The organism is Bradyrhizobium sp., assembly GCF_027451485.1.
Lineage (GTDB): Bacteria > Pseudomonadota > Alphaproteobacteria > Rhizobiales > Xanthobacteraceae > Bradyrhizobium.
The window spans coordinates 15,033-35,948 of sequence record NZ_DAIDJE010000027.1 but is presented as its reverse complement, the minus strand read 5'-3'; the positions used below and the strand labels follow the sequence as shown (position 1 = coordinate 35,948).

Here is a 20,916-nt window from a genome sequence, read left to right as displayed (position 1 = left end):
CAAAGATGCCTTCCTGGTCAAGGAATGGCTGGCCGCTGATGCGGACGGCCGGGATCCCAGCGCGGCTTCGCTCGGCGAGGCCGTGTCCTGCGATGCGGAAGGGTGCGTGACACCGATGGCGGACGGGCGTCTGGTTGCGCGGTCATTGGCGCCTGACGGTCTGGCGGACGACTGCGCTCGGGCGGCGCTGATTGTGACCGGGACATCAATCCCGCCCGGATGCGGCGCCACCGTGATCGAACTGAAGCGGCTGCGCGCGCAGGGGGCCTTGGCGCTTCGCCGAACGCCGCAGGGCTTTGCTATCGATGCCGTCCATCCGAGAGGTACAAACCGGCCGTGGGCGCCGCGGTCGGGAGATGTCGAAGACAAGCCCGCGCCGGTCGGCAGAGGCGCGACGCGGGACCGCCCGGCCGATGCGACACCCGCAGACACCGATCTTCAGACCGAGGATTGAACCCGTGGGGCGAGTTCATCGGACAACCGGATGTTTTGAACGTCTTGCAAGCCCGGCTCCGGCGCGACGTGCAGCTCGAAAGCGCCGAGGTGAAACTCCTCCGTTTCAACTGTTGGGTCATCGTTCCCGGCCGCGAGCGGCGGCGGCGCGGTCTGGACGAGGGTGAAGGACGCGTCGGGAAACTGCATCCAGATGACCAGATCTTCCGGCCTAATGGTCAGCCAGCCGAACCGAAACATGTATCGGCCAGGCTCGTTGACGTGTCCGACCTGCTTCCAGTTGACCTTATTGACGGACAATCTTGCCTCCCTCCGCAAATTTGCGGTGCTGGACATCGCCCCTGAATCGACGATCCCTGGAGTGGCCGATCGAGCGCATGAAATCGTTGGCCTGCAGCTCGAACGTACCGAGCTGCAACGCGAACGTCACCAGCGCCAGATGCAAGCCAGTCGACTCCCTGGCGCGCGGATTGTTCCAGGAATTCATGGCGCAATACAAACCGAATGCACGGCGATCACCATCAAGGCTGGTGGCCGTCGCTTAGCCAGTCGTGATCGGCCTCGGCAGGGGCGGCGTATTGGCAGCCACAGGACGAGGGGCCGCGCGCTCGCGCTGCTGGACCGCAGGCAATTGCAGCACGGTTGCCCGTTGTCCTTCACGGAGCAGAGTTACCAGAACATGACTACCGTCCGGAAATTCGATTGTGTCGTGGTGCCGATCGGGAAGATGGCGATCGATTTCGCCGAGCTTTCCGACCCGGAAAGCTGACCGCCGGGTCCAAAACCACCGGCTGTCGTAGCGGACGTTATCGGCGAAGGCGAGTTCTGTCCCAGGCAACAGGCATACCGCGACGTCCGGCTCAGTCTCCGAGGCAAAGCCTTTCGTAGAGGTCCCGCGGAAAGTCGTGGTGATCAGTGTTTCGCCCGCTTTTGCAGGGCGCGTGGCAACGGCATGCAGACTATAGTCACACATCGGATGGCTCCTCAGTCGAGATAGCCGGCCGTGCCTCTCCATCGAAAAGAGGCATAGGCCTCCATCTAGGTGAACATCAGATTGTGAATGTCTCGCCGCTTGGCGGCAATTCTGCGGCTTGCGTCAGGATATCGGATCACAAATTTGTTTTGCAACGACAACGCACATGGAGGAACTTTTTTGCTCCTCAAGAATCACGCGAGAGGTGCGGGCGGGCGGCCGAGGGTTCAGCCTGTGCGCTTAGTACTTCCGGTAGAGGCCGATCAGCTTGCCCTGAATCTTGACCCGGTTCGGCGGCAGGATACGGACCTCGTAGGCCGTGTTGGCGGGCTCCAGCGCGATCGAGGCGCCGCGGCGGCGGAAGCGCTTCAGCGTGGCCTCCTCGTCATCGATCAGCGCTACGACGATATCGCCGGTGTCAGCGGTCTCGTTGCGCTGGATCAGCGCCATGTCGCCGTCAAGGATCCCGGCATCCACCATGGAATCCCCACGCACTTCAAGAGCGTAGTGCTCGCCCGATCCGAGCATGTCCGGCGGGACGCTGATGGTGTGACTGCGAGTCTGCAACGCCTCGATCGGCGTGCCCGCGGCAATACGGCCCATCACCGGCACGGCGACGGGACGCTCGCCATCATCCTGTGCTGCGCTGCTGCTGCGAACCTTTCCAAGCGTGCCTTCAATGACGCTCGGCGTGAAGCCGCGCCGGCCGTTGCCGCCCGCGCTAGCGAGTTCGGGCAGCTTGATGACTTCGATTGCGCGGGCGCGATTGGGCAGGCGGCGAATGAAACCGCGCTCTTCGAGAGCGGTGATCAGGCGATGGATGCCCGACTTCGACCGCAGGTCCAACGCGTCCTTCATCTCGTCGAAGGAGGGCGGCACGCCCGACTCCTTCAGCCGTTCGCTGATGAACCGCAGAAGTTCGTATTGTTTGCGCGTCAGCATCTCGACCAGTCCCCAAGGTTGCAGTCATTCATTTCGAAAGATGTCCGGCTTTGATGAGGTTGGCAGAGCGCCCAACTCCGACCAGTGTCTTCAAAGACTAGAAACAAATCATGAACGAACACTATCTGTTCGATATGTGTTCCGCAACCAATTAATTTTTCGTCAACGAGAATGCGACCGGGCTGGCGCGCGAACTCAGGCGGCAGGCAACCGGAGGATGTCGCAAGAGGAGCCCGCCTTGGCCGCGGGCGCAAAAGGCAAACGGACGAGAAGCGCCTGCGCCGCAGCGAGATTTCCCAGCAGCGAACTGTCCTGCTGAGTGACCGGCGTCGCGATCACAGCGCCGTCGTCGCGCGTCAGGAGGCGTGCGCGCAAGTAATCCTGACGTTGGTCGTTGGCGGCCAGATCGTGACCGAGCAGAGCCGATTCAGTGGTGTGATGGATGCTGGTTCGACCGCAGAGTTTGCGAATCAATGGCACGAGGAACAGGAAGGCGCACACATAGGATGACACGGGATTGCCGGGCAGGCCGATCACCCTCATTGCGCCGAGCCGACCGTGCATCAGAGGTTTGCCTGGCCGCATGGCGATCCGCCAGAACGCCATCGCCACGCCCTCGGCATCGAGCGCGCTCTTGACAAGGTCGTGGTCACCGACCGAGGCGCCGCCGGTCGTTATCAAGACGTCGGCGCCCGCATCGCGGGCACGGCGAATGCCGGTCGTGGTGGCGGCAAGCGTATCGGCGGCAATGCCGAGGTCGATGACGTCAGCCCCTTCGGCGCGGGCCAGCGCCCGCAGCGCATAACCATTGGAATAGACGATCTGGCCGGGTCCGGGCGTCTCGCCGGGCATCACCAGTTCGTCGCCGGTGGCGAGCAAAGCGACTTTTGGCCGCCGATGCACTGGCAGGCGGGGATAGTTCATGGCGGCGGCCAGCGAGAGATCACGGTCGGTCAGCCGGCTGCCGGCCCTCAGCAAGACGTCACCTTGGCGGAAATCGACACCGGCGCGGCGGATGTGACGTCCTGGGCTTGTGGCCTCCGTGATCACTATGTCATTTCCCTCGACGGCGGTGTCTTCCTGGATGATTACGGCATCGGCGCCATCCGGAACCGCGCCGCCGGTGAAAATCCGCGCCGCCTCGCCGGGGCCGACCACGCGATCGAAGGGCCGTCCGGCGGCAATTTCGCCGATCACCTTCAGCCGGGCGCCCGCTTGGCCCGCGTCCGCAGCGCGCACCGCATACCCGTCCATGGCCGACATCGCTTGGGGGGGCTGGGTACGGAGTGCGGCAAGGTCGCGCGCCAAGACCCGACGGTGGGCCAGATCCAGTGCGACCATTTCTTCGGGCAGCGCGTCTGAGCCCGACAGAATAGCGGCCAGCGCATCGGGAACCGGCATCAATGCCAAGACAAGACTCCTTAAGACAAGATTCCTGAAACGGGCACGCCCAAAGCCATTTTTTTATTCCGAGGGTTCCTAAATTCCGAGGGCATTGAGCGCTTTTGCCACGTCTTCAGGCGAGGTCACAAGAACGGTCTTCAAACCACGTTCCCGGGCGCCTTCGATGTTTTCGGCAAGATCGTCGAAGAACACGATTCGCTCCGCCGGCACACCGATTGATTGCACCACGTGATCATAAGCCTCCGCGTCCGGCTTTCGAAGCCCGATGGTGGAGGACAGAAAGATTTGGCGGAAATGGCCGAGCACCTCGGCAAATTGACTGGAGAAATGGGCGACGTGCGCGGCGTTGGTGTTGGAGAATGCGTAGAGCGGCAGGCGCCGGGCCGCCCGCGCCAGGAGTTGGTTCATTCCCGGCATCTCGCCGATGAAGATGGCGTTCCAACCTTCGATGAGTTGTTCGTCGGAAAGCTCAACACCAAGAGCCGAACGCAGCCCTGCAAAGAAGGATTCGTCGCTGATCTCGCCCCTCTCGTGACGCTGGTAGAGTTCGCCGCGCAAGAACTTGCCCGCCAGCTGTGCCGGTTCGCAAGCTGCGTGTTCCGCCCATGCGTGAAGCGTCCGGTTGAAGTCGAGATCGAGCACGACGCGGCCGAGATCGAACAGCAAGGCGTCGGCAGCGCCTGGCGCAAGTGATTCAGAGGTCATCGGCGCATTTCGAACAGATTGACAAGTTGACATGCCGCAACGTGCCGGGACGTCCCCGTTGCAAGGGTCATCAATACCTATAGGGCTGGATGTCGAGAAGCGGGAAGGCGCTGAAGACGCTGGGAGGGTTCGTTGGCGCCGCCGGATGCAGATAGGACTGGTCGAGCTCGGCGAATTTGCTGACTCCGAGGAGACCGAGGCAGCGCACAACTTCGTCTTCCAGTAACTCGAGCATCCGCACGATGCCAGTTTCGCCGGCAGCCGCGAGCGCCCAGCATTGCAGCCGGCCGATCCCGACGAGATCCGCGCCCATGATGATCGCCTTGACGATGTCAGTGCCGCGGCAGAATGATCCGTCCACCATGATTTTCGCGCGGCCTTTGACCGCGCTCACGATCTCCGGCAGCACGTGCATGGAGCCACGGCCGTGGTCGAGCTGGCGGCCGCCGTGGTTGGAGACGTAGATCCACTCGACGCCATGATCGAGCGCCATCGCGGCATCCTCGGCCGTGGCGATGCCCTTGATGATCAGCGGGATCTCGTATTTGTCCTTGATCAGCTTGACCGTGCGCCATTCCAGCCCCTTCTGGAAATCGCCGCCGGTGGCGCGCAGGCGGCTCTCACGGACGTAGCGCTTGGCGATATCGCGCTCTCGCCGGCTGTAGTGGGCGGTATCGACGGTCAGACAGAACGCGGTGTAGCCGGAGGCCATGGCGCGGCTGACCCGATCTTCGACGAAGGCATCATCACCCCGGACATAGAGCTGATAGATTCGCAGCGCATCCGGGGCGGCCTCGGCGACCTTTTCAAGGCCCGGCTCCGAGACAGAGCTCAGCATATGCGCGGCACCAAACCGTCCGACGCCGCGCGTGACGCTGGCGCCGGCACCGACCGGGTCGAAAATTTCGAGCGCGCCGACCGGCGCCATCATAACCGGCAGACGCAACTTGCGCCCGAAAACCTCGGTAGTGGCATCGATGCGCGCGACATTGCGCAGCACCCTTGGCCGAAACGCGATCTCATCCAGCGCCATCCGGTTGCGGCGCATCGTGGTTTCCGTCTCGGCTGCTCCGACAATGTAGTCCCAGGCGTTCTGGTTGAGGTTGGCGCGCGCCTTGTTCACGAACTCATGCAGGTTCTGGTACGGCTCGGCGCTGGCGCCAAGTTCGCTGCTTGTCGGGATACGGGTGACTTCGTTCATTTTCTTCTCCTGGTCCTTCCGACACACGTGCTGCGAGAGCTTTCTTAGGCGAGCGCCGACGGCCACGCAAAACCGTCCGGCGCGGATCAGGAATGCCGGCCGATGGTGAGCCCGCTGGACATCCCAGAACCCAAGTCATTTCGCGTTTGCAGCAATTACCGACATCTGGCGGGATTCGCGTTTGGCGACCATCTTGCCGGTGATGGCCATATATTTCTTGAAATGATCGGTCTCTCGGTGGGCCTTGAAGGCGGCTTCGCTATCGTAGACCTCATAGAGGAAGAAATGGTTCGGATCACTCCCGAGGTTGAGGATGTCGAAGCGCCTGCAACCCGGTTCTTTCGCTGCGGCGGCGCCGTTCTCCTTGATCGCCGCCAGGTATTTCTCGCGCTCGGCAGGCACGATATCGAGATCGACCGCATTGACGAACATGCCGGCCGATTGCGCTTCGGCGCGTTTGCCGCCTGGCAGTAAAGTCAGACAGGCCGCGGAGATAGCAAGCGTGGCGGCGAGCGCAGACATTGACTTAAGCATGGTGAAATCCTCCCGATATTGCCCGGATTTTCCGGTTGCAGACGCGTCTCGCGCATCTAGCCCCATCCATAGCCCATCGGGCGAAGCTGGGTAAGGGCGCCGGCGTTTGGCCTGTTCTTTCCCCCCGGCCTGCAAGTTGCTAAAGGTTTGTTCGCGCTTAGCGTGCGCTTGATCATCAAGGGGAGAAACAGCCATGACAAGAATGATGGCCGCTATTGCGGCCTTGGTGCTGTCGGCGTCCGGCGTGACGGCGGCGAATGCACAAAGCATGAGCCTGACCAGCACGGAGGTCAAAGAGGGCGGTACGATCGCCAACGACCAAGTCTTCAAGGGATTCGGCTGCACCGGCAACAACGTCTCGCCGAGTCTGAGCTGGAGCGGAGCGCCGAGCGGCACCAAGAGTTTTGCTGTTACCATGTACGATCCTGATGCGCCGACCGGCAGCGGCTGGTGGCACTGGGTCGTGTTCAACCTTCCCGCCAACATCACATCGCTCCCCAAAGGGGCAGGGGACGCAAAGTCGAAGCTGATGCCGAAGGGCGCGATCCAGAGCCGGACCGATTTCGGTGCCGATGGATATGGCGGTCCATGTCCGCCCGCTGGCGACAAGCCGCATCACTACCAGATCACGGTCTTTGCTGTTGATGTTGACAAGCTGCCGGATGCAAAGAATGAGATGGCGTCCGCCGCGCTGGTCGGCTTCGATCTACATTTTCATACGCTGGCGAAAGCGACACTGACCGCCACCTACGGCCGCTAGTACCGCCGATCTGAAGTCCCTGTACCGCAAGCGCCGAATTCGATCAGGGACTTCAGATCGATGAAGCGGTACGTTGCAACAGGCGCCGTTGCGCGATTGAACCGCTTGGTTTGCCATTGCGATCCTCACCCCGGCGTCGAAGCCGACAAAGACCAGGCTCGATGCCGGGGAGATAGGCCTATGACTTTACCGGCCGTCACCATGCTGTCGACCGGTTTGGCGCGTCAGCTTCCGACATCGGCACGCATAGTCACCGGTATCGACCCCTACAACGAGTCAGTCGTAATGTTCGACAGCCGGATGTTCCCGCAGCCTCGGGGCTGCCCCCCCAACTACCAGCCGCGTGATACCATCGGCCAGCAGCCAACCGACCATGCATGGGTCAATCACGGAGCCGAGACCTGCCGGGCCCTGTTCGTCCGGATGGATTTAAACAGAGCCGCAAGCTCCGCGAGCGATCCGCTCTTGGTGGGCGCTCCAATTACAAATTGGACAGGAACGGGATTTCCGGTTCTTCGGCGCCCGGGAAATGCATATAGTCGAACGCATTGTGGCCAAATATTCGCTGAAGCGGTATTTGGTGGGCCGGCGCTTGGGCCGGCGATGCTCTCAAAGCGGCCTCAATGATACCGGACAAGTGCCGCATAGGACCGGGATAACCCATGAAGTTCGTCAGCCGGCCCTGACGGACCGGCAGGACCAACCAAAAGGCGCGCCAAATGCGAAAGAACTACCTGTTTCTCCTCGGCACTGTTACGGGCGTCTGCCTCACCCTGGCTGTTGGCGGCCCGATCGGCCAGCACTGGATGGCGGCTGCCAGGGCGAAGGTGGAGAACGACGTTTATTCGCAGCTCAATCTATTCGGCGAAGTGTTTGAGCGGGTCAGGAGCGATTATGTCGAACGGCCCGACGACTCCAAGATGATCGAAGGCGCGATCAACGGCATGATTTCCTCGCTTGATCCGCATTCCAGATACATGAACGAAAGCGCCTGGCATGAGATGCAGGACACGACGCGCGGCGAGTTCGGCGGCCTCGGCATCGAAGTCACCATGGAGGATGGTTTGGTCAAGGTGGTGACGCCGATGGACGACACCCCGGCGTCGAAGGCGGGAATTTTGTCCGGGGATTTTATTTCGCAGATCGACGATGACAACGTGCAGGGGCTAACGCTCGAGCAGGCCGTCAACAAGATGAAGGGCCCGGTCGACACCAAGACCAAGCTGACGATCCTGCGCAAGGGCAGTGAGAACCCGATCTACGTGACGCTCACGCGTGAGGTCATCCACGTCAGGCCGGTCAGCTATCGCACGAATGGCGGCGATATCGGGTATATCCGGATCAGTTCGTTCAGCGAGCAAACCGGTGATGAACTGAAGAAGGCGATTGCCGACATCCAGAAGCAGATCCCGGCGCAAGGTCTGGCCGGCTATGTGCTCGACCTGCGCAACAATCCGGGTGGACTGCTCGATCAGGCGGTATCAGTTTCGAGCGCATTTCTGGCGCGCGGCGAGGTGGTCTCGACGCGGGGACGACGGCCCGAGGAAACCCAGCGCTTCTCCGCCCATGGCGGTGATCTCACCAAGGGCAAACCGCTTGTCGTGCTGATCAACGGCGGTTCAGCTTCGGCCTCTGAAATTGTCGCCGGAGCCTTGCATGACCACAAGCGCGCGACCCTGATCGGCACGCGCTCGTTTGGCAAGGGTTCGGTCCAGACCATCATCCCGCTCGGCGGAGATCACGGTGCGCTCGCCTTGACGACGGCGCGGTATTTCACGCCGTCCGGACATTCGATCCAGGCACAGGGCATCACCCCCGATATTGAGGTATTGCAGGATGTGCCGGACGATTTGAAAGGGCGCGCCGAAATGAAGGGCGAAGCCTCGATGCGGGGGCACCTCGCCGCGGAAGGAGCAGAGCAGACGGGCTCGCAGTCCTACGTGCCCCCGAACGAGAAGGACGACAAGGCTCTTGGCGCTGCCTTCAAGCTGCTGCGCGGGGTTGCCATGAACGCCGGCGGGGCGGCGGCAACGTCGACGAAAACGACAGCGGTTCCTAACTAGGAATCAAGCGACAGAAGCCGGTCTGGAGCTGTGAGCGAGCAACATTCGTCTCACCTCTTCAGCCGGCTTCGGTGCGCTGAAGAGATAGCCTTGCATTTCGGTGCACCCGAGTCGGCGCAGCAGCTCCTGCTGCCGTTCCATTTCGACGCCCTCGGCGGTCGTCGTCATGTGCCGGGCAGCGGCAATATTGACCACCGCCTGGACGATAGAGGAATCGGTTGCTTCGGCGAGGTCGTTCACGAAGCAGCGATCGATCTTGATCTTGTCGAATGGAAAGCGCTTCAAATAGCTCAGCGACGAATAACCTGTGCCGAAATCGTCGAGCGCAATCCTGATGCCAATCGCGCGAAGCTGATGCAGGATCTCAAGCGCAGTTTCGTCGTCGCGGATCAGGACGGCTTCAGTGATCTCGAGTTCGAGCCGTTGAGCCGATAGACCCGACTCAGCCAGCGCTGCAACGATCTTCAAAGCCAGCGTACCGCTTCGGAACTGAACCGGCGAAACGTTGACCGCAACATTGATGGCGACCGGCCAGCTGGCGGCCTCGTTGCATGCTTTCGCCAGCACCCACTCGCCGATTTCGTTGATCAGCCCGGTTTCTTCGGCGAGCGGAATGAACTCCGCCGGCGAAATCATACCTCGCTCGGGGTGACGCCAGCGTACCAGCGCTTCGCAGCCGGTGATCGTGCCGTTCTGGAGGTTAAGGCAGGGCTGGTAATAAACTTCCAGCGCCTCTTCGGCGATTGCCTTCCGCAGGTCGGTTTCGAGCTGACGGCGAGCCCGGACATGGGCGTCCATCGAAGGCTCGAAAAAACGCCAAGTGCGCCGCCCCGCCGACTTGGCCGCATACATGGCCATGTCAGCGTTCTTGAGGATTTGCTCGAGGTCGGTCCCGTGTTGCGGTGCCATGGCAACGCCAATACTGGCATCGGAGGCCAGTTGATTGCCCAGACAATTGTACGGTGCGCGGATCGTCTCCAGGACCCGCGCCGCGAGCTTGGCGGCCTCGACGGGGTCTTTTAGCCTTGTCTTGACGATGGCGAATTCGTCGCCGCCGAGCCGCGCGACAAAATCCGCCCCTTCCACGCAGGCGCCGAGCCGGCTTGCGACCGACTTCAAGAGCTCATCGCCGATCATATGGCCGAGGGAGTCATTGACGCTCTTGAATTGATCGATGTCGATGTAGAGCACGGCCAGTTGAGACGCGCTTGTAGCTTCAGCGAGTTCCTGTCGCAGCCGCTCGTGGAACAAGGTGCGATTGGGCAGGTCGGTGAGCGCATCATAATGAGCAAGATGCCGGATCTGCTCCTCCGCGCGCGTGCGTTCCGTGATGTCGTCATGAGTTGCCAGCCAGCCGTTTTTTAGCGGCTGATTGAGGATCTGGATGAGCCGCCCGTCGCCCGTCTCGAACGTATTGCGAGTTGTCTTTCCGATCGCGACGTTGCGGCGAACATTGGAGATAAAGACCTCGACGTCACCTTTGAACGAGCCGATTTTCTTCCTGTAGAGCAGCAGATCACGGAAGCTAAGGCCGGGTTTCACCACGTCAGGCGATAACCCATACATCGCAATATAGCGCTGGTTGCAGACCACCAGCCGTTCCGATGAGTCATAGAGCAACAGGCCCTGCGACATGTTGTTGATGGCGGTGTCGAGGCGCTGCCTCTCGATTCGATGCTGGGCAAGCAGCTTACGGATGAAGAAGGACAACAGGATCGCGATGGTGATTGCGGACATCACTGCAACCACGATCAGAAATCGGGTTTGCTCACGCCAGTCAGCCAATGCTGCATCGATCGTCGTGCTTGCGACAACGGCGATCGGAAAACCTCGCAAGGAGTTGGCGGATGCGAGCCGCTGCTGGCCATCGATCGGGCTGGTCACGCGTACCGTGCCGCGGCCCGAGGAGGAGGTTAGGTACTGGAAGATTTCGCGATCGCGGATTTGGGTCCCGATCATGTGTTCGAAATGCGGATAGCGTGCCAGAAGAATTCCGTCCCGGCGATAAATCGAGATCGCGGCGCCGTCCCGAAGCACAACCGAAGCGAGGTATTTTTCCAGGGTTGCCGGCGCGATTGACCGCGCGACTATTCCGGCGAACTCGCCGTTCGGCCCCGTCAATCTTTGAGCCATAATGATGGCCCAGCCTCCGGAGAAGACGCGACCCCGTACCAGTTCGATCTCGATCGGCGTCGATGCGCCACCGGATTTGAGGGTCTTGAAATAGGTACGGTCGGCAATCTTGACGTCAGGGACTGGCCAAACCTCGGAAGAGTTGACCAAATTGCCTTCGGCATCGAACACGCTGATGCCGGCAGCGTCAGAATAGGCGCCGACCTTCGTTCGGAGTTCCTCGTGCCAGGCCAGAGTCGACAGTTGTCCTCCCAAGATTTCAGAACTGATGCCGCTGGCGTGGAGCCGGGCGGCGATGTCCTTGAGGACGATCGTGAAGTCCTCGAGTTGCTGATCGAAATGACGGGTGATCAACTGCACCGTGTTTTCGAGTTCGCGCTGATTGGCCTTCAGGGCTCGCTCGCGAAAATTGCCGACCATGAAGGCCGTACCGACCGCAATCGCCGCGATCAGGAACGCACCGCCGAAGATCAGCGAGCGGATTGGACCGCTGCTGAGAAAGGCCTTCAGGTTGAAGGAGCCGGTACTGTCTGCCGTCATTGCGATCGCTACTCAATCCAGATGTCGGCAAATCCCCTGTGCCGGCACGGAAGCGTTACAACAGCGGTATGGAAGTCACGTTAGCAATTGGGGTTAACCGGCGGTGAATGCGCCGGTTAACCTCGCGATGGCAGTGCCTTTAATCCTCGGCCCGGTAGTGCCCGGATTTGCCGCCCATCTTCTCGACCAGATGAATTCCGTCGATCCGTACTCCACGCTCGGCCGCCTTGACCATGTCGTAAATCGTCAGGCAGGCGACCGAGACGGCCGTCAGTGCCTCCATCTCGACTCCGGTTGGGCCCGTCACCTTGACGATGGCGCGGACCCGGCAGCCCGGCAATTTCGGGTCGGTCGAGATGTCGAGGGTAACCTTCGTCAAGGCCAGCGGATGACACAGCGGAATGAGTTCGGACGTGCGTTTGGCCGCCATAATGCCGGCGATCCGGGCGGTCGCCAGCACGTCGCCTTTCTTGGCGCTCCCCGACACGATCAGGCCGAGCGTGGCCGTGCTCATGACCACGCGACCTTCGGCGACCGCAGTCCGCTCCGTCGCCGCTTTGTCGGAGACGTCGACCATCCGCGCCTCGCCTTTGGCGTCGATGTGGGTGAGGGCGGATTTGGGCTTGTTGGGTTTTCTGGTCGCAGTCCGACGCGCCATGATGTTCAGCCCACCGCCCGGGTTGCGCCGGCGGCATCGCCTCGGGCAATGAGCGCGCGCGTTGCGGCTGCTACGTCGTTCTGCCGCATCAGGCTTTCGCCGACGAGGAAGGTGGAGATGCCGACGCGTTCCAGTCGCGCCAGATCCGCTGAGGTGAAGATGCCGCTCTCGCCCACCATCAGGCGGTCTTTCGGGATCAGCGGTGCGAGCGACTCGCTGGTTTCAAGCTTCGTTTCGAAGGTACGCAGGTTACGGTTGTTGACCCCGATCATCGGCGACTTGAGTTTGAGTGCGCGGTCAAGCTCGCTGCGGTCATGGATCTCGATCAGGACATCCATGCCTTGGGCCAGCGCGGCGGCTTCGATCTCCTGCGCGGCGCTGTCTTCCAGCGCCGCCATGATGATCAGGATGCAGTCCGCACCACAGGCGCGGGCTTCCGCCACCTGGTAGGTGTCGTACATGAAATCCTTGCGCAGCACCGGGAGTTTCGTCGCCGCTCGCGCAGCGACCAGGAAGTCGAGATGTCCCTGAAAGGAGGGGGCATCCGTCAGGACCGAGAGACATGCGGCGCCTCCGGCTTCGTAGGCCTGCGCCAGCTGCGGCGGGTTGAAGTCGGCCCGGATAAGTCCCTTGGACGGCGATGCCTTCTTGATTTCGGCGATCAGGGCATAGTCGCCGCGAGCGAGCCGCGCACGAATGGCGGCGACAAAGCCGCGGGGCGGTGATGCAGCCCTGGCGCGCGCCTCCAGGCTCGCCAGCGGTTGCGCGCGCTTCGCGGCGGCGATTTCCTCGCGCTTGTAGCTCTCGATCCGATTCAGAATATCGGACATTGCGGTATCCACTTAGCTGTTGGAGACGGCGATGAGGCGCTTCAGCCGTTCTGCTGCCGCCCCCTCGTCGAGCGATCGGAGGCCGAGCGCCATGCCTTCTTTCAGATCCCTCGCCCGGCCGGAGACCACCAAAGCCGCCGCGGCGTTCAGCAAGGCAACATCGCGATAGGGGCTCGGCAAACCGGCCAGTACGTTGCGTAGCGCAAAGGCGTTGGCGCTGGCATCGCCTCCCTTCAGCGCTTCGCCCGCGACACGCTTGAGACCAACGTCTTCCGGAGAGACCTCAAATGAACGAATTTCGCCTTTTTCGAGCGCGGCAACGAAGGTCGGGCCCGTGAGGGTGATCTCGTCGAGGCCGTCCGAGCCGTGCACCACCCAAACTGATTCCGAGCCGAGGTTTTTCAGAACCTGAGCGAGCGGCTGCACCCACTGCCTGGAGAACACGCCGACCATCTGCCGGGTGACACCGGCAGGGTTGGAGAGTGGGCCGAGCAGATTGAAGATCGTGCGGGTCGCCAGCTCGACGCGGGTCGGGTTCACGTTCTTCATCGCCGGATGATGTGCCGGCGCGAACATGAAGCCGATGCCTGCTTCGCTCACGCAGCGGCTCACCTGTTGCGGAGAAAGGTCGATCTTCACGCCCAGTGCGGCGAGCACATCGGCCGCGCCCGAACGCGATGATAGCGCGCGATTGCCGTGCTTGGCGACGGGCACGCCGGCACCCGCAACGATAAAGGCAGCGCAGGTCGACACGTTGACGGAGCCTGAGCCGTCGCCGCCTGTCCCAACAACGTCGACTGCGTCGGCCGGAGCCTTGACCTTCAGCATCTTGGCGCGCATCGCCGACACCGCGCCGGTGATCTCGTCGATGGTTTCTCCGCGGACGCGAAGCGCCATCAACAGCCCGCCCAGCTGCGAAGGGGTCGCCTCACCGGACATCATGCGATCGAAGGCGGACGCCGCCTCCTCGCGCGACAGCGTGGCTCCGGTGGCCACCTTGGCGATGATAGATTTGAGATCGTCCATCGGATGCTTTCAGGAAATCGCAACAACAGGACCTTCGAGTGTGGAGGATCAGTTGCCGCTGCTTGCTCCGGTTGCCTGTGCGAAGGCGGATTCGTTGATGCTGGTGCCGATCTCGGATTCCAGCTTGGTCACGTACTGCGCAAGCAGTTCATCGACCTCTGCGCGCTGAAGATTGTCTTTTAGCTTCTTCATTTCATCGGAGGCGAGGTCAACCGGCGGCACCGTGACATCAGTGACACGGAACACGATCCAGCCGTTCTCAGCCGGGTCTGGCGTCTGCCCGGCGGAGTCCTTGGCGGTACGAAACGCGGCGGCGACGACGCCCGCGTTAAGGCCGGGCAGGGATGCGTCGCGCTTGAATGATGCCGCGGTTTCGACCTTCAATCCCATCTGGGTCGCCTCCTCGGCGAGCTTGCCGCCGGAATCAAGCTTCTTGACCATTTCATTGGCCTTGTCGCGCAGCCTGCTCGAGATCTGATCGGCTCGCCATCGCGCTTCAACCTGATCTTTGACCTCGTCCAGGCTTCGCTCCCGCGACGGGGTAATCCCGAGAACATCGTACCAGACGTAGCCACCGTCATAGGAAATGGGGTCGTTATCGACACCGACGTCGCTGTTGAAGGCTTGCGAAACCAGGTCGAGCCCGTGCGGAATATCCGCCAGCTGACCGTTGGGCATGCGGCCCGAGCGGTCTACCGCGTCGATGGTCACTGCTTTCAGACCGAGCTTTTTCGCGGCCTCGGCGACGCTCGCACCGCCGCCACGCTCGTCTTCCATCTTGTCTCGCAATTCGCCGATCTTGGCGCGCGCCCGCTCGCTCGCAATATCCTGCTTGATCTGCGAGGCGTAGGCCTCATAGGTCGGTGCTACCCCCGGCTCGATCTTGCCGACCTTGACGAGCGCGAAGCCGAACTTGCCCTGCGCGGGCTGGCTGACCTCGCCCGATTGCAGGGAGAAGGCGGCATCGGCGATTGCGGGATCTCCCATCTGCGACTTTGTAATGAAGCCCAGATCGATGTCCGACTGGCTGAGACCGCGTTCCTTGGCGATGTCTTCGAAGGACGTGCCCGAGGCGATGCGGTTGCGTGCGGCCGTGGCGTCGTCCTTGTTGGGAAAGACGATCTGTTCGACCTCGCGCCGCTCGGGCGTGCCGAGCGTCTCGCGGCGTTCCTCAAAGACCTTTTTGGCGTCTGCGTCGGAGACGTCTTCCCATTTACCGATTTCCGCCGGAGTGACGGCAACGTAGGAAACCTTGCGATATTCAGGCGCGCGGAACAGGGTTTTACGTTCCTCGAAATAAGAAGCAAGAGCCTCTGGCGACGGCGGATCAATCGTTCCGGCCTGCGCGGCGCTCAGCTTCAGGTATTCAATCGAACGCTGCTCGTTCTGGAAATGCGCCAAGGCCTCCAACTGCACATTCGGAGGCTGATAGCCGGCGGCGACGCTTCCGGCGATCTGACGCCGCAGCAGTATCCGACGCTGCTCGGCTAGGAAACCCTGTTCGCTGTAGCCGAGCTGGCGGATCAATCCCTCGAAGCGCACCGGATCAAACGCGCCGTTGGCGCCTTTGAAGGCCGGGTCGTCAAGAATTGTCTTCAGCGTTTCCTCGTTGGACTGTCCAAGCCCGAGCCGCCTGGCTTCCTCGTCCAGCGTCGTCTCGGCAATGGTCTGCTGTAGCACTTGCCGGTCAATACCCAGCGCGCGAGCCTGTTCGTTCGATATCGGACGGTGAAATTGCCGGCCGAGTTGCTGGAGGCGATCGGTGAATATCCGGCGGAATTGCTCGGTCGATATCTCCGTGTGGCCGACCTTGGCCAGCGTCGATTGTCCAAACCCCCTGAAAATGTCGGCGATGCCCCAAATGCCGAAACTGACGATCAGGACCCCCATGACGGTGCCCATGATAATTTTGCCGAGCCAGTTTGATGAGGCTTTGCGCATTCCTCGAAGCATAGGGGTCCAACTTGTTGGCAGGAGGGAACCGGCGGCAGCCCACGGAATTCGTTTTCAAATGCCGCAAAAGGGCGTCACCGGATTGATAACGCATCATAAAGTGGCAGCTATTCCCTCGCAACCAGGGCATTGCCGCAATTGAGAGAGTTAACGGCTGCACACCGGTTGGCTTGGGCCGATCTGGCCGATTTCGATAGGCTCTGCTAGCGAATGGTCTGACTTTGCTCCCCTAAAGGAACTTTTTGGATATGAGCCCCACCATTCGGCCGCTGGTCGCCGGCAACTGGAAAATGAACGGTCTGCGTTCCTCGATGGCCGAGTTTGACGCCATTATTGCGGGTACTGCGCAGGTGACTGGCAAGGCAGATCTCCTGGTTTGTCCGCCGGCCACGCTGGTTGCCGGTTTTGCGGCGAAACTGGCCGGCTTTCAAGGGATAGGGCTTGGCGGTCAGGATTGTCATCCCAAGGCCTCGGGTGCCCACACCGGCGATATATCCGCCGAAATGCTGGCCGATGCGGGCGCAAGCGCCGTCATTGTCGGTCACTCGGAGCGCCGTGCCGACCATGGCGAAAGCGACGCCTTGGTACGGCAGAAGGCCGAAGCCGCGTGGCGTGCGGGGCTTTCAGCCATCGTCTGCGTTGGGGAGACCCAGAGCCAGCGCGATGCCGGGCAGACACTTCAGATTTGCCGGGGCCAGCTTCAGGGCTCGCTGCCCGAGGGGGCTCGTGCGGACAATCTGGTGGTGGCCTATGAGCCGGTTTGGGCGATCGGCACCGGCTTGACCCCGACGGCCAAGGATGTCGAGCAGATTCATCAGTTTATAAGGGAGACTCTGATTGCCAGGTTTAGCGGGGAGGGCGCCCGGATGCGTATTCTCTACGGGGGCTCGGTCAAACCGTCCAATGCGCGGGAGTTAATGGGGATAGCCAACGTGAACGGCGCACTGGTCGGCGGGGCGAGCCTCAAGGCCTCCGACTTCCTTGCGATTGCAGCCGGTTGTCCCTAGCTGGAAGTCTGGTACCGCCGATCTGAAAGTCCCGGCACCGCAAGCGGCGAATTCGATCCGGCGCGGGATCCGGCCGGGGGTGACAATGCCCCATGCAATCGTGTAACACGCGGCCCAAATCTATCCCCGCAAAACCGAAACCGGTCGCCGGCACCTTCGGTTGGGATGAAAGGTCGAAATGCAGACTGTCATTATCGTAATCCATTTGATGATCGTCGCGACGCTGATTGCGACCGTCCTGCTGCAAAAATCCGAAGGCGGAGGCTTGGGCATGGGTGGCGGCGCCGGCTTCATGTCGAGCCGAGGCACGGCCAACCTCCTGACTCGCACGACTGCGGTGCTTGCAGTCGGCTTCTTTGCGACCAGCCTGCTTTTGTCATGGCTCGCCAGCTACGATCGCAAGCCAAGCTCGATTGTGCCGACCTCGCAGTCGCAGCCGGGAACTCCAGCGACGCCATCGAGCGGAGGCATTCTGGATTCGCTCAAGAAATCCGATCAGCAGCAGCAGCAAAACCAGCCGGCGCCGTCCGGCCCGGAAGCGCCGCACTCGCAGTAAGACGCGGTTGGACATCAAGCGGGAGGGCTATGCAGCTTGGCCCTCTACCATCTCGTATCAGCAGTCCATATCAAGCTTCTGATATATCGTTGATTTTAGCGTCACCCACAGCCTGCGAAAATTTCGCGGCGAAGAGCCTTTTCGTTTTGGCGAATCGGAGCAGTGGGCTTAAAGGTTGAGTCCCATGGCGCGGTACATCTTTATCACCGGCGGCGTGGTTTCCTCGCTCGGAAAAGGTCTGGCATCGGCGGCTCTCGGAGCGTTGTTGCAGGCGCGTGGCTACAAGGTCCGGCTGCGCAAACTCGATCCCTATCTCAATCTCGATCCCGGCACGATGTCGCCCTATCAACATGGCGAAGTGTTCGTGACCGACGACGGCGCGGAGACCGATCTCGATCTCGGTCATTATGAGCGTTTCACCGGGCGCCCCGCCACCAAGGCCGACAGCATCACCACGGGGCGAATTTACCAGGACATCATCACCAAGGAGCGGCGCGGCGATTATCTCGGCGCCACCATCCAGGTGATCCCGCACGTCACCAACGCGATCAAGGATTTCATCCTCGACAGCAACGACGATTTCGACTTCGTGCTGTGCGAGATCGGCGGGACGGTCGGTGACATCGAGGGGCTGCCGTTCTTCGAGGCTATCCGCCAGGTCAAGAACGATCTGCCCCGCGATCACGCGATCTATATTCATCTGACGCTGTTGCCGTTCATTCCGAGCGCCGGCGAGCTCAAGACGAAGCCCACCCAGCATTCGGTGAAGGAACTCCGCTCGATCGGCATCCAGCCGGATATCCTGCTATGCCGTACCGATCGACCGATCCCGAAAGAGGAGCGCCGCAAGCTCGGCCTGTTCTGCAATGTGCGCGAGAGCGCGGTGATCGAGGCGCGCGACGTCGATAACATCTATGCCGTGCCGGAAGCCTATCACGCCGCCGGTCTCGATGACGAGGTGCTGGCGGCATTTGGCATCACCTCGAAAATTCCGCCGGCCTTGCAGAGCTGGCACATCATTAATGAGCGGATCAGAAATCCGGAAGGCCAGGTGACGATTGCCGTCGTCGGCAAATACACCGGCATGAAGGACGCCTATAAATCCCTGATCGAAGCGTTGTCGCATGGCGGCATTGCGAACAAGGTGAAGGTCAACCTCGACTGGATCGAGAGCGAGGTCTTTGAAAACGAGGATCCGGCGCCATTTCTTGAGCACGTCAACGGTATCCTCGTGCCGGGCGGATTCGGTCAGCGCGGCGCCGAGGGCAAGATCAAGGCGGCGCAGTTTGCGCGCGAACGGAACGTGCCCTATTTCGGCATTTGTTTCGGCATGCAGATGGCGGTCATTGAGGCCGCCCGCAACCTCGTCGGCATCGCGGACGCCAATTCCACCGAGTTCGGGCCGACGCCGGAGCCGGTTGTCGGTTTGATGACCGAATGGCTGCGCGGCAACGAGCTGGAGCGCCGATCGAAGCATGGCGATCTCGGCGGTACGATGCGGCTCGGCGCCTATCCGGCCAGCCTGCGGCGCGGCAGCCGGGTATGGGCGGTCTATGGCGGCGCCACCGAAATTTCGGAACGCCATCGTCACCGCTATGAAGTCAATACTGCCTACAAGGACCGGCTCGAGCAGCATGGCCTGCGTTTCTCGGGAATGTCGCCCGACGGCATCCTTCCCGAGATTGTCGAATACCAGGACCATCCCTGGTTCATCGGCGTGCAATTCCACCCCGAACTGAAATCTCGCCCGTTCGAACCGCACCCGCTCTTTGCCTCCTTTATCGAGGCTGCCATGGCCCAGTCCCGGCTGGTGTAATCGGCTCATCTTAGCGCAGATTTGACCGCCGCAGGCCTTTGACGGGCCTGCGGATTGTTGCGAAAAGACGCTCGCCCGCCAAGAAGAAAGTCAAAGGGAGTGCTCAATGATCTATGAAACCCGCGTCTACCGCTGCGTGCCCGGCCGCTTGCCGGCGCTGCTCAAGCGCTTTGAAACCATCACACTGAAGCTGTGGGAAAAGCATGGCATCCGCCAAGCCGGCTTTTTCACCACGCTGGTCGGTGAGTCCAATCAGGAACTGACTTATCTGCTCGCCTGGGAATCGCTGGCCGACCGCGACAAGAAATGGGCGGCGTTTCAGAGCGATCCGGAGTGGATCGAGGCGCGCGCGAAGACCGAGGCCGACGGGCAGATCGTCGCCAACATCGTCAACCAATTGCTGGTACCGACCTCGTTCTCATCGGTGAAGTAATATCCGTGGTTGCCAGATCCGGCCATGCCCCACGGCCTTGATCATGTTGTGCATGCGGCGCGCGACTTGGACGCGGCGGCGGATTTTTATGTCCGCGCCGGGTTCGCGGTGGGCGCGCGCAATCGACATCCGTGGGGCACGCATAACCGCATCGTCCAGCTGACGAACTGCTACATCGAAATTCTCGAAGTCGCCGAACCCGAAAAGATCCTGCCGCACCGGCCGCGTCTCTTCTCGTTCGGCGCCTTCAGCCGAGATTTCCTCGCCCGCCGCGAAGGATTTTCGATGCTGTTGCTCAATAGCCGCGACGCGGCGACCGATGCGCGCGCATTCGAGGCAGCTGGTATCGGCGCATTCGAAGTGTTCGATTTCGCCCGCGAAGGAAAACGGGCGGACGGTCGCACGGTGAAGCTGGCGTTCTCGCTCGCCTTTGCGGCCGAGCCGCATTCGCCAGATCTGGGCTTCGCCGCATGTCAGCATCATTTTCCGGAGAATTTCTGGAATCCGTCGTTTCAGAACCATCCCAACGCGGCGCAACGCATTGCCGGCGTGGTGATGATTGCCAACGATCCGGCAAGTCATCGGGGGTTTCTCGAGGCCTATTCGGGGGTGAAACCTGTCAGGACCGAGGGTGGCGTGGCCGCGCGGACGGAGAATGGCGTTATCGATATTCTCAATCCGTCGGCGGCTCGCGATCTCCTGGGCTTCCCGGTCGAGGCGGGCGGCGCGGGGATCATGCTGAACGCCCTGCGCTTTGCCGTCGCCGACCCGAGCCGGACCGAGGCTCTGCATCGGCAGAACGGGCTGGCCGTCAGGCGTCATGGCGAAAAGTTGGTTCTGCCGCCGAAAGAGGCCTTTGGCGCAACCCTGATATTCGAAGCTGCAAAAGAGAGTTGATCCCAATCTCCGCGCCCGGCATGGTCGCGCCC

Annotated in this window: 20 protein-coding genes and 1 pseudogene; 8 read left to right on the top strand and 13 right to left on the bottom strand. The window is 61.5% G+C overall.

Features of this window, described 5'->3' with window-relative positions:
* Positions 1 to 454, top strand: a pseudogene (locus tag NEZ08_RS04045) (competence protein ComEC); the annotation flags it as partial.
* On the opposite strand, the gene NEZ08_RS04040 reads toward NEZ08_RS04045, so the two are convergent.
* The 8 genes from NEZ08_RS04040 to NEZ08_RS04010 all read right to left on the bottom strand — a co-directional run bounded on the left by NEZ08_RS04040 (position 439) and on the right by NEZ08_RS04010 (position 6,407).
* A complete protein-coding gene (locus NEZ08_RS04040) occupies positions 439 to 753 on the bottom strand; it encodes a hypothetical protein (protein WP_367278369.1) in 315 nt (104 codons plus the stop codon). The pseudogene NEZ08_RS04045 and the gene NEZ08_RS04040 sit on opposite strands and share 16 nt — an antisense overlap.
* Positions 740 to 898 carry a hypothetical protein gene (locus tag NEZ08_RS25730; RefSeq protein ID WP_367278368.1) on the bottom strand — a complete coding sequence of 53 codons (159 nt, stop codon included), beginning with the start codon at positions 896 to 898 and terminating at the stop codon, positions 740 to 742. The genes NEZ08_RS04040 and NEZ08_RS25730 overlap by 14 nt, the downstream gene beginning before the upstream one ends.
* A 96-nt stretch (positions 899 to 994) precedes the next feature.
* Positions 995 to 1,426, bottom strand: coding sequence for a hypothetical protein (locus tag NEZ08_RS04035; RefSeq protein WP_298103861.1), 432 nt, complete (start codon positions 1,424 to 1,426; stop codon positions 995 to 997).
* 240 nt (positions 1,427 to 1,666) lie between these two features.
* The gene (gene lexA / locus NEZ08_RS04030) at positions 1,667 to 2,368 is read right to left on the bottom strand and encodes a transcriptional repressor LexA (RefSeq protein ID WP_298103859.1); all 702 of its coding nucleotides are present in this window, start codon (positions 2,366 to 2,368) and stop codon (positions 1,667 to 1,669) included.
* Between the two features lie 195 nt (positions 2,369 to 2,563).
* Positions 2,564 to 3,778 (bottom strand): gephyrin-like molybdotransferase Glp, encoded by a 1,215-nt coding sequence (gene glp / locus NEZ08_RS04025; protein ID WP_298103857.1) that lies wholly within the window; start codon positions 3,776 to 3,778, stop codon positions 2,564 to 2,566.
* 69 nt (positions 3,779 to 3,847) lie between these two features.
* Entirely contained in the window at positions 3,848 to 4,477 is a 630-nt protein-coding gene (locus NEZ08_RS04020; RefSeq protein ID WP_298103855.1) for an HAD-IA family hydrolase, read from the bottom strand.
* Positions 4,478 to 4,547: 70 nt separating this feature from the next.
* Positions 4,548 to 5,678: an alpha-hydroxy acid oxidase gene (locus NEZ08_RS04015; RefSeq protein ID WP_298103853.1), complete on the bottom strand. Its 1,131-nt coding sequence runs from the start codon at positions 5,676 to 5,678 to the stop codon at positions 4,548 to 4,550.
* Between the two features lie 135 nt (positions 5,679 to 5,813).
* Entirely contained in the window at positions 5,814 to 6,407 is a 594-nt protein-coding gene (locus NEZ08_RS04010) for a putative quinol monooxygenase (protein ID WP_298103850.1), read from the bottom strand.
* A gap of 10 nt (positions 6,408 to 6,417) precedes the next feature.
* Between NEZ08_RS04010 and NEZ08_RS04005 the strand changes: the two genes are divergently transcribed.
* A complete protein-coding gene (locus NEZ08_RS04005; RefSeq protein ID WP_298103866.1) occupies positions 6,418 to 6,972 on the top strand; it encodes a YbhB/YbcL family Raf kinase inhibitor-like protein in 555 nt (184 codons plus the stop codon).
* Between the two features lie 719 nt (positions 6,973 to 7,691).
* Positions 7,692 to 9,035, top strand: coding sequence for a S41 family peptidase (locus tag NEZ08_RS04000; RefSeq protein ID WP_298103821.1), 1,344 nt, complete (start codon positions 7,692 to 7,694; stop codon positions 9,033 to 9,035).
* Between the two features lie 3 nt (positions 9,036 to 9,038).
* On the opposite strand, the gene NEZ08_RS03995 is transcribed toward NEZ08_RS04000, so the two are convergent.
* The 5 genes from NEZ08_RS03995 to NEZ08_RS03975 form a co-directional block, all read right to left on the bottom strand.
* Positions 9,039 to 11,708, bottom strand: coding sequence for an EAL domain-containing protein (locus NEZ08_RS03995; RefSeq protein WP_298103818.1), 2,670 nt, complete (start codon positions 11,706 to 11,708; stop codon positions 9,039 to 9,041).
* Positions 11,709 to 11,847: 139 nt separating this feature from the next.
* Positions 11,848 to 12,366: a cyclic pyranopterin monophosphate synthase MoaC gene (gene moaC / locus NEZ08_RS03990; RefSeq protein ID WP_298103815.1), complete on the bottom strand. Its 519-nt coding sequence runs from the start codon at positions 12,364 to 12,366 to the stop codon at positions 11,848 to 11,850.
* A 5-nt stretch (positions 12,367 to 12,371) separates the two neighbouring features.
* Positions 12,372 to 13,196: an indole-3-glycerol phosphate synthase TrpC gene (gene trpC / locus NEZ08_RS03985; protein ID WP_298103812.1), complete on the bottom strand. Its 825-nt coding sequence runs from the start codon at positions 13,194 to 13,196 to the stop codon at positions 12,372 to 12,374.
* Positions 13,197 to 13,208: 12 nt separating this feature from the next.
* Entirely contained in the window at positions 13,209 to 14,222 is a 1,014-nt protein-coding gene (gene trpD / locus NEZ08_RS03980) for an anthranilate phosphoribosyltransferase (protein WP_298103809.1), read from the bottom strand.
* 48 nt (positions 14,223 to 14,270) lie between these two features.
* Positions 14,271 to 16,175, bottom strand: a complete 1,905-nt coding sequence (locus tag NEZ08_RS03975; protein WP_298103806.1) for a peptidyl-prolyl cis-trans isomerase — start codon at positions 16,173 to 16,175, stop codon at positions 14,271 to 14,273.
* 248 nt (positions 16,176 to 16,423) lie between these two features.
* On the opposite strand from NEZ08_RS03975, the gene tpiA reads away from it, so the two are divergent.
* The 5 genes from tpiA (at position 16,424) to NEZ08_RS03950 (ending at position 20,884) form a co-directional block, all read left to right on the top strand.
* Entirely contained in the window at positions 16,424 to 17,182 is a 759-nt protein-coding gene (gene tpiA, locus NEZ08_RS03970; protein ID WP_298103803.1) for a triose-phosphate isomerase, read from the top strand.
* A gap of 178 nt (positions 17,183 to 17,360) precedes the next feature.
* Positions 17,361 to 17,738 (top strand): preprotein translocase subunit SecG, encoded by a 378-nt coding sequence (secG, locus tag NEZ08_RS03965; RefSeq protein ID WP_298103801.1) that lies wholly within the window; start codon positions 17,361 to 17,363, stop codon positions 17,736 to 17,738.
* A 184-nt stretch (positions 17,739 to 17,922) separates the two neighbouring features.
* Entirely contained in the window at positions 17,923 to 19,554 is a 1,632-nt protein-coding gene (locus NEZ08_RS03960) for a CTP synthase (RefSeq protein WP_298103799.1), read from the top strand.
* A gap of 106 nt (positions 19,555 to 19,660) precedes the next feature.
* Positions 19,661 to 19,987 carry an NIPSNAP family protein gene (locus NEZ08_RS03955; protein WP_298103796.1) on the top strand — a complete coding sequence of 109 codons (327 nt, stop codon included), beginning with the start codon at positions 19,661 to 19,663 and terminating at the stop codon, positions 19,985 to 19,987.
* Between the two features lie 24 nt (positions 19,988 to 20,011).
* On the top strand, positions 20,012 to 20,884 hold the full coding sequence (locus NEZ08_RS03950) for a VOC family protein (RefSeq protein WP_298103794.1): 873 nt from the start codon (positions 20,012 to 20,014) through the stop codon (positions 20,882 to 20,884).
* Positions 20,885 to 20,916 lie beyond the last annotated feature (32 nt).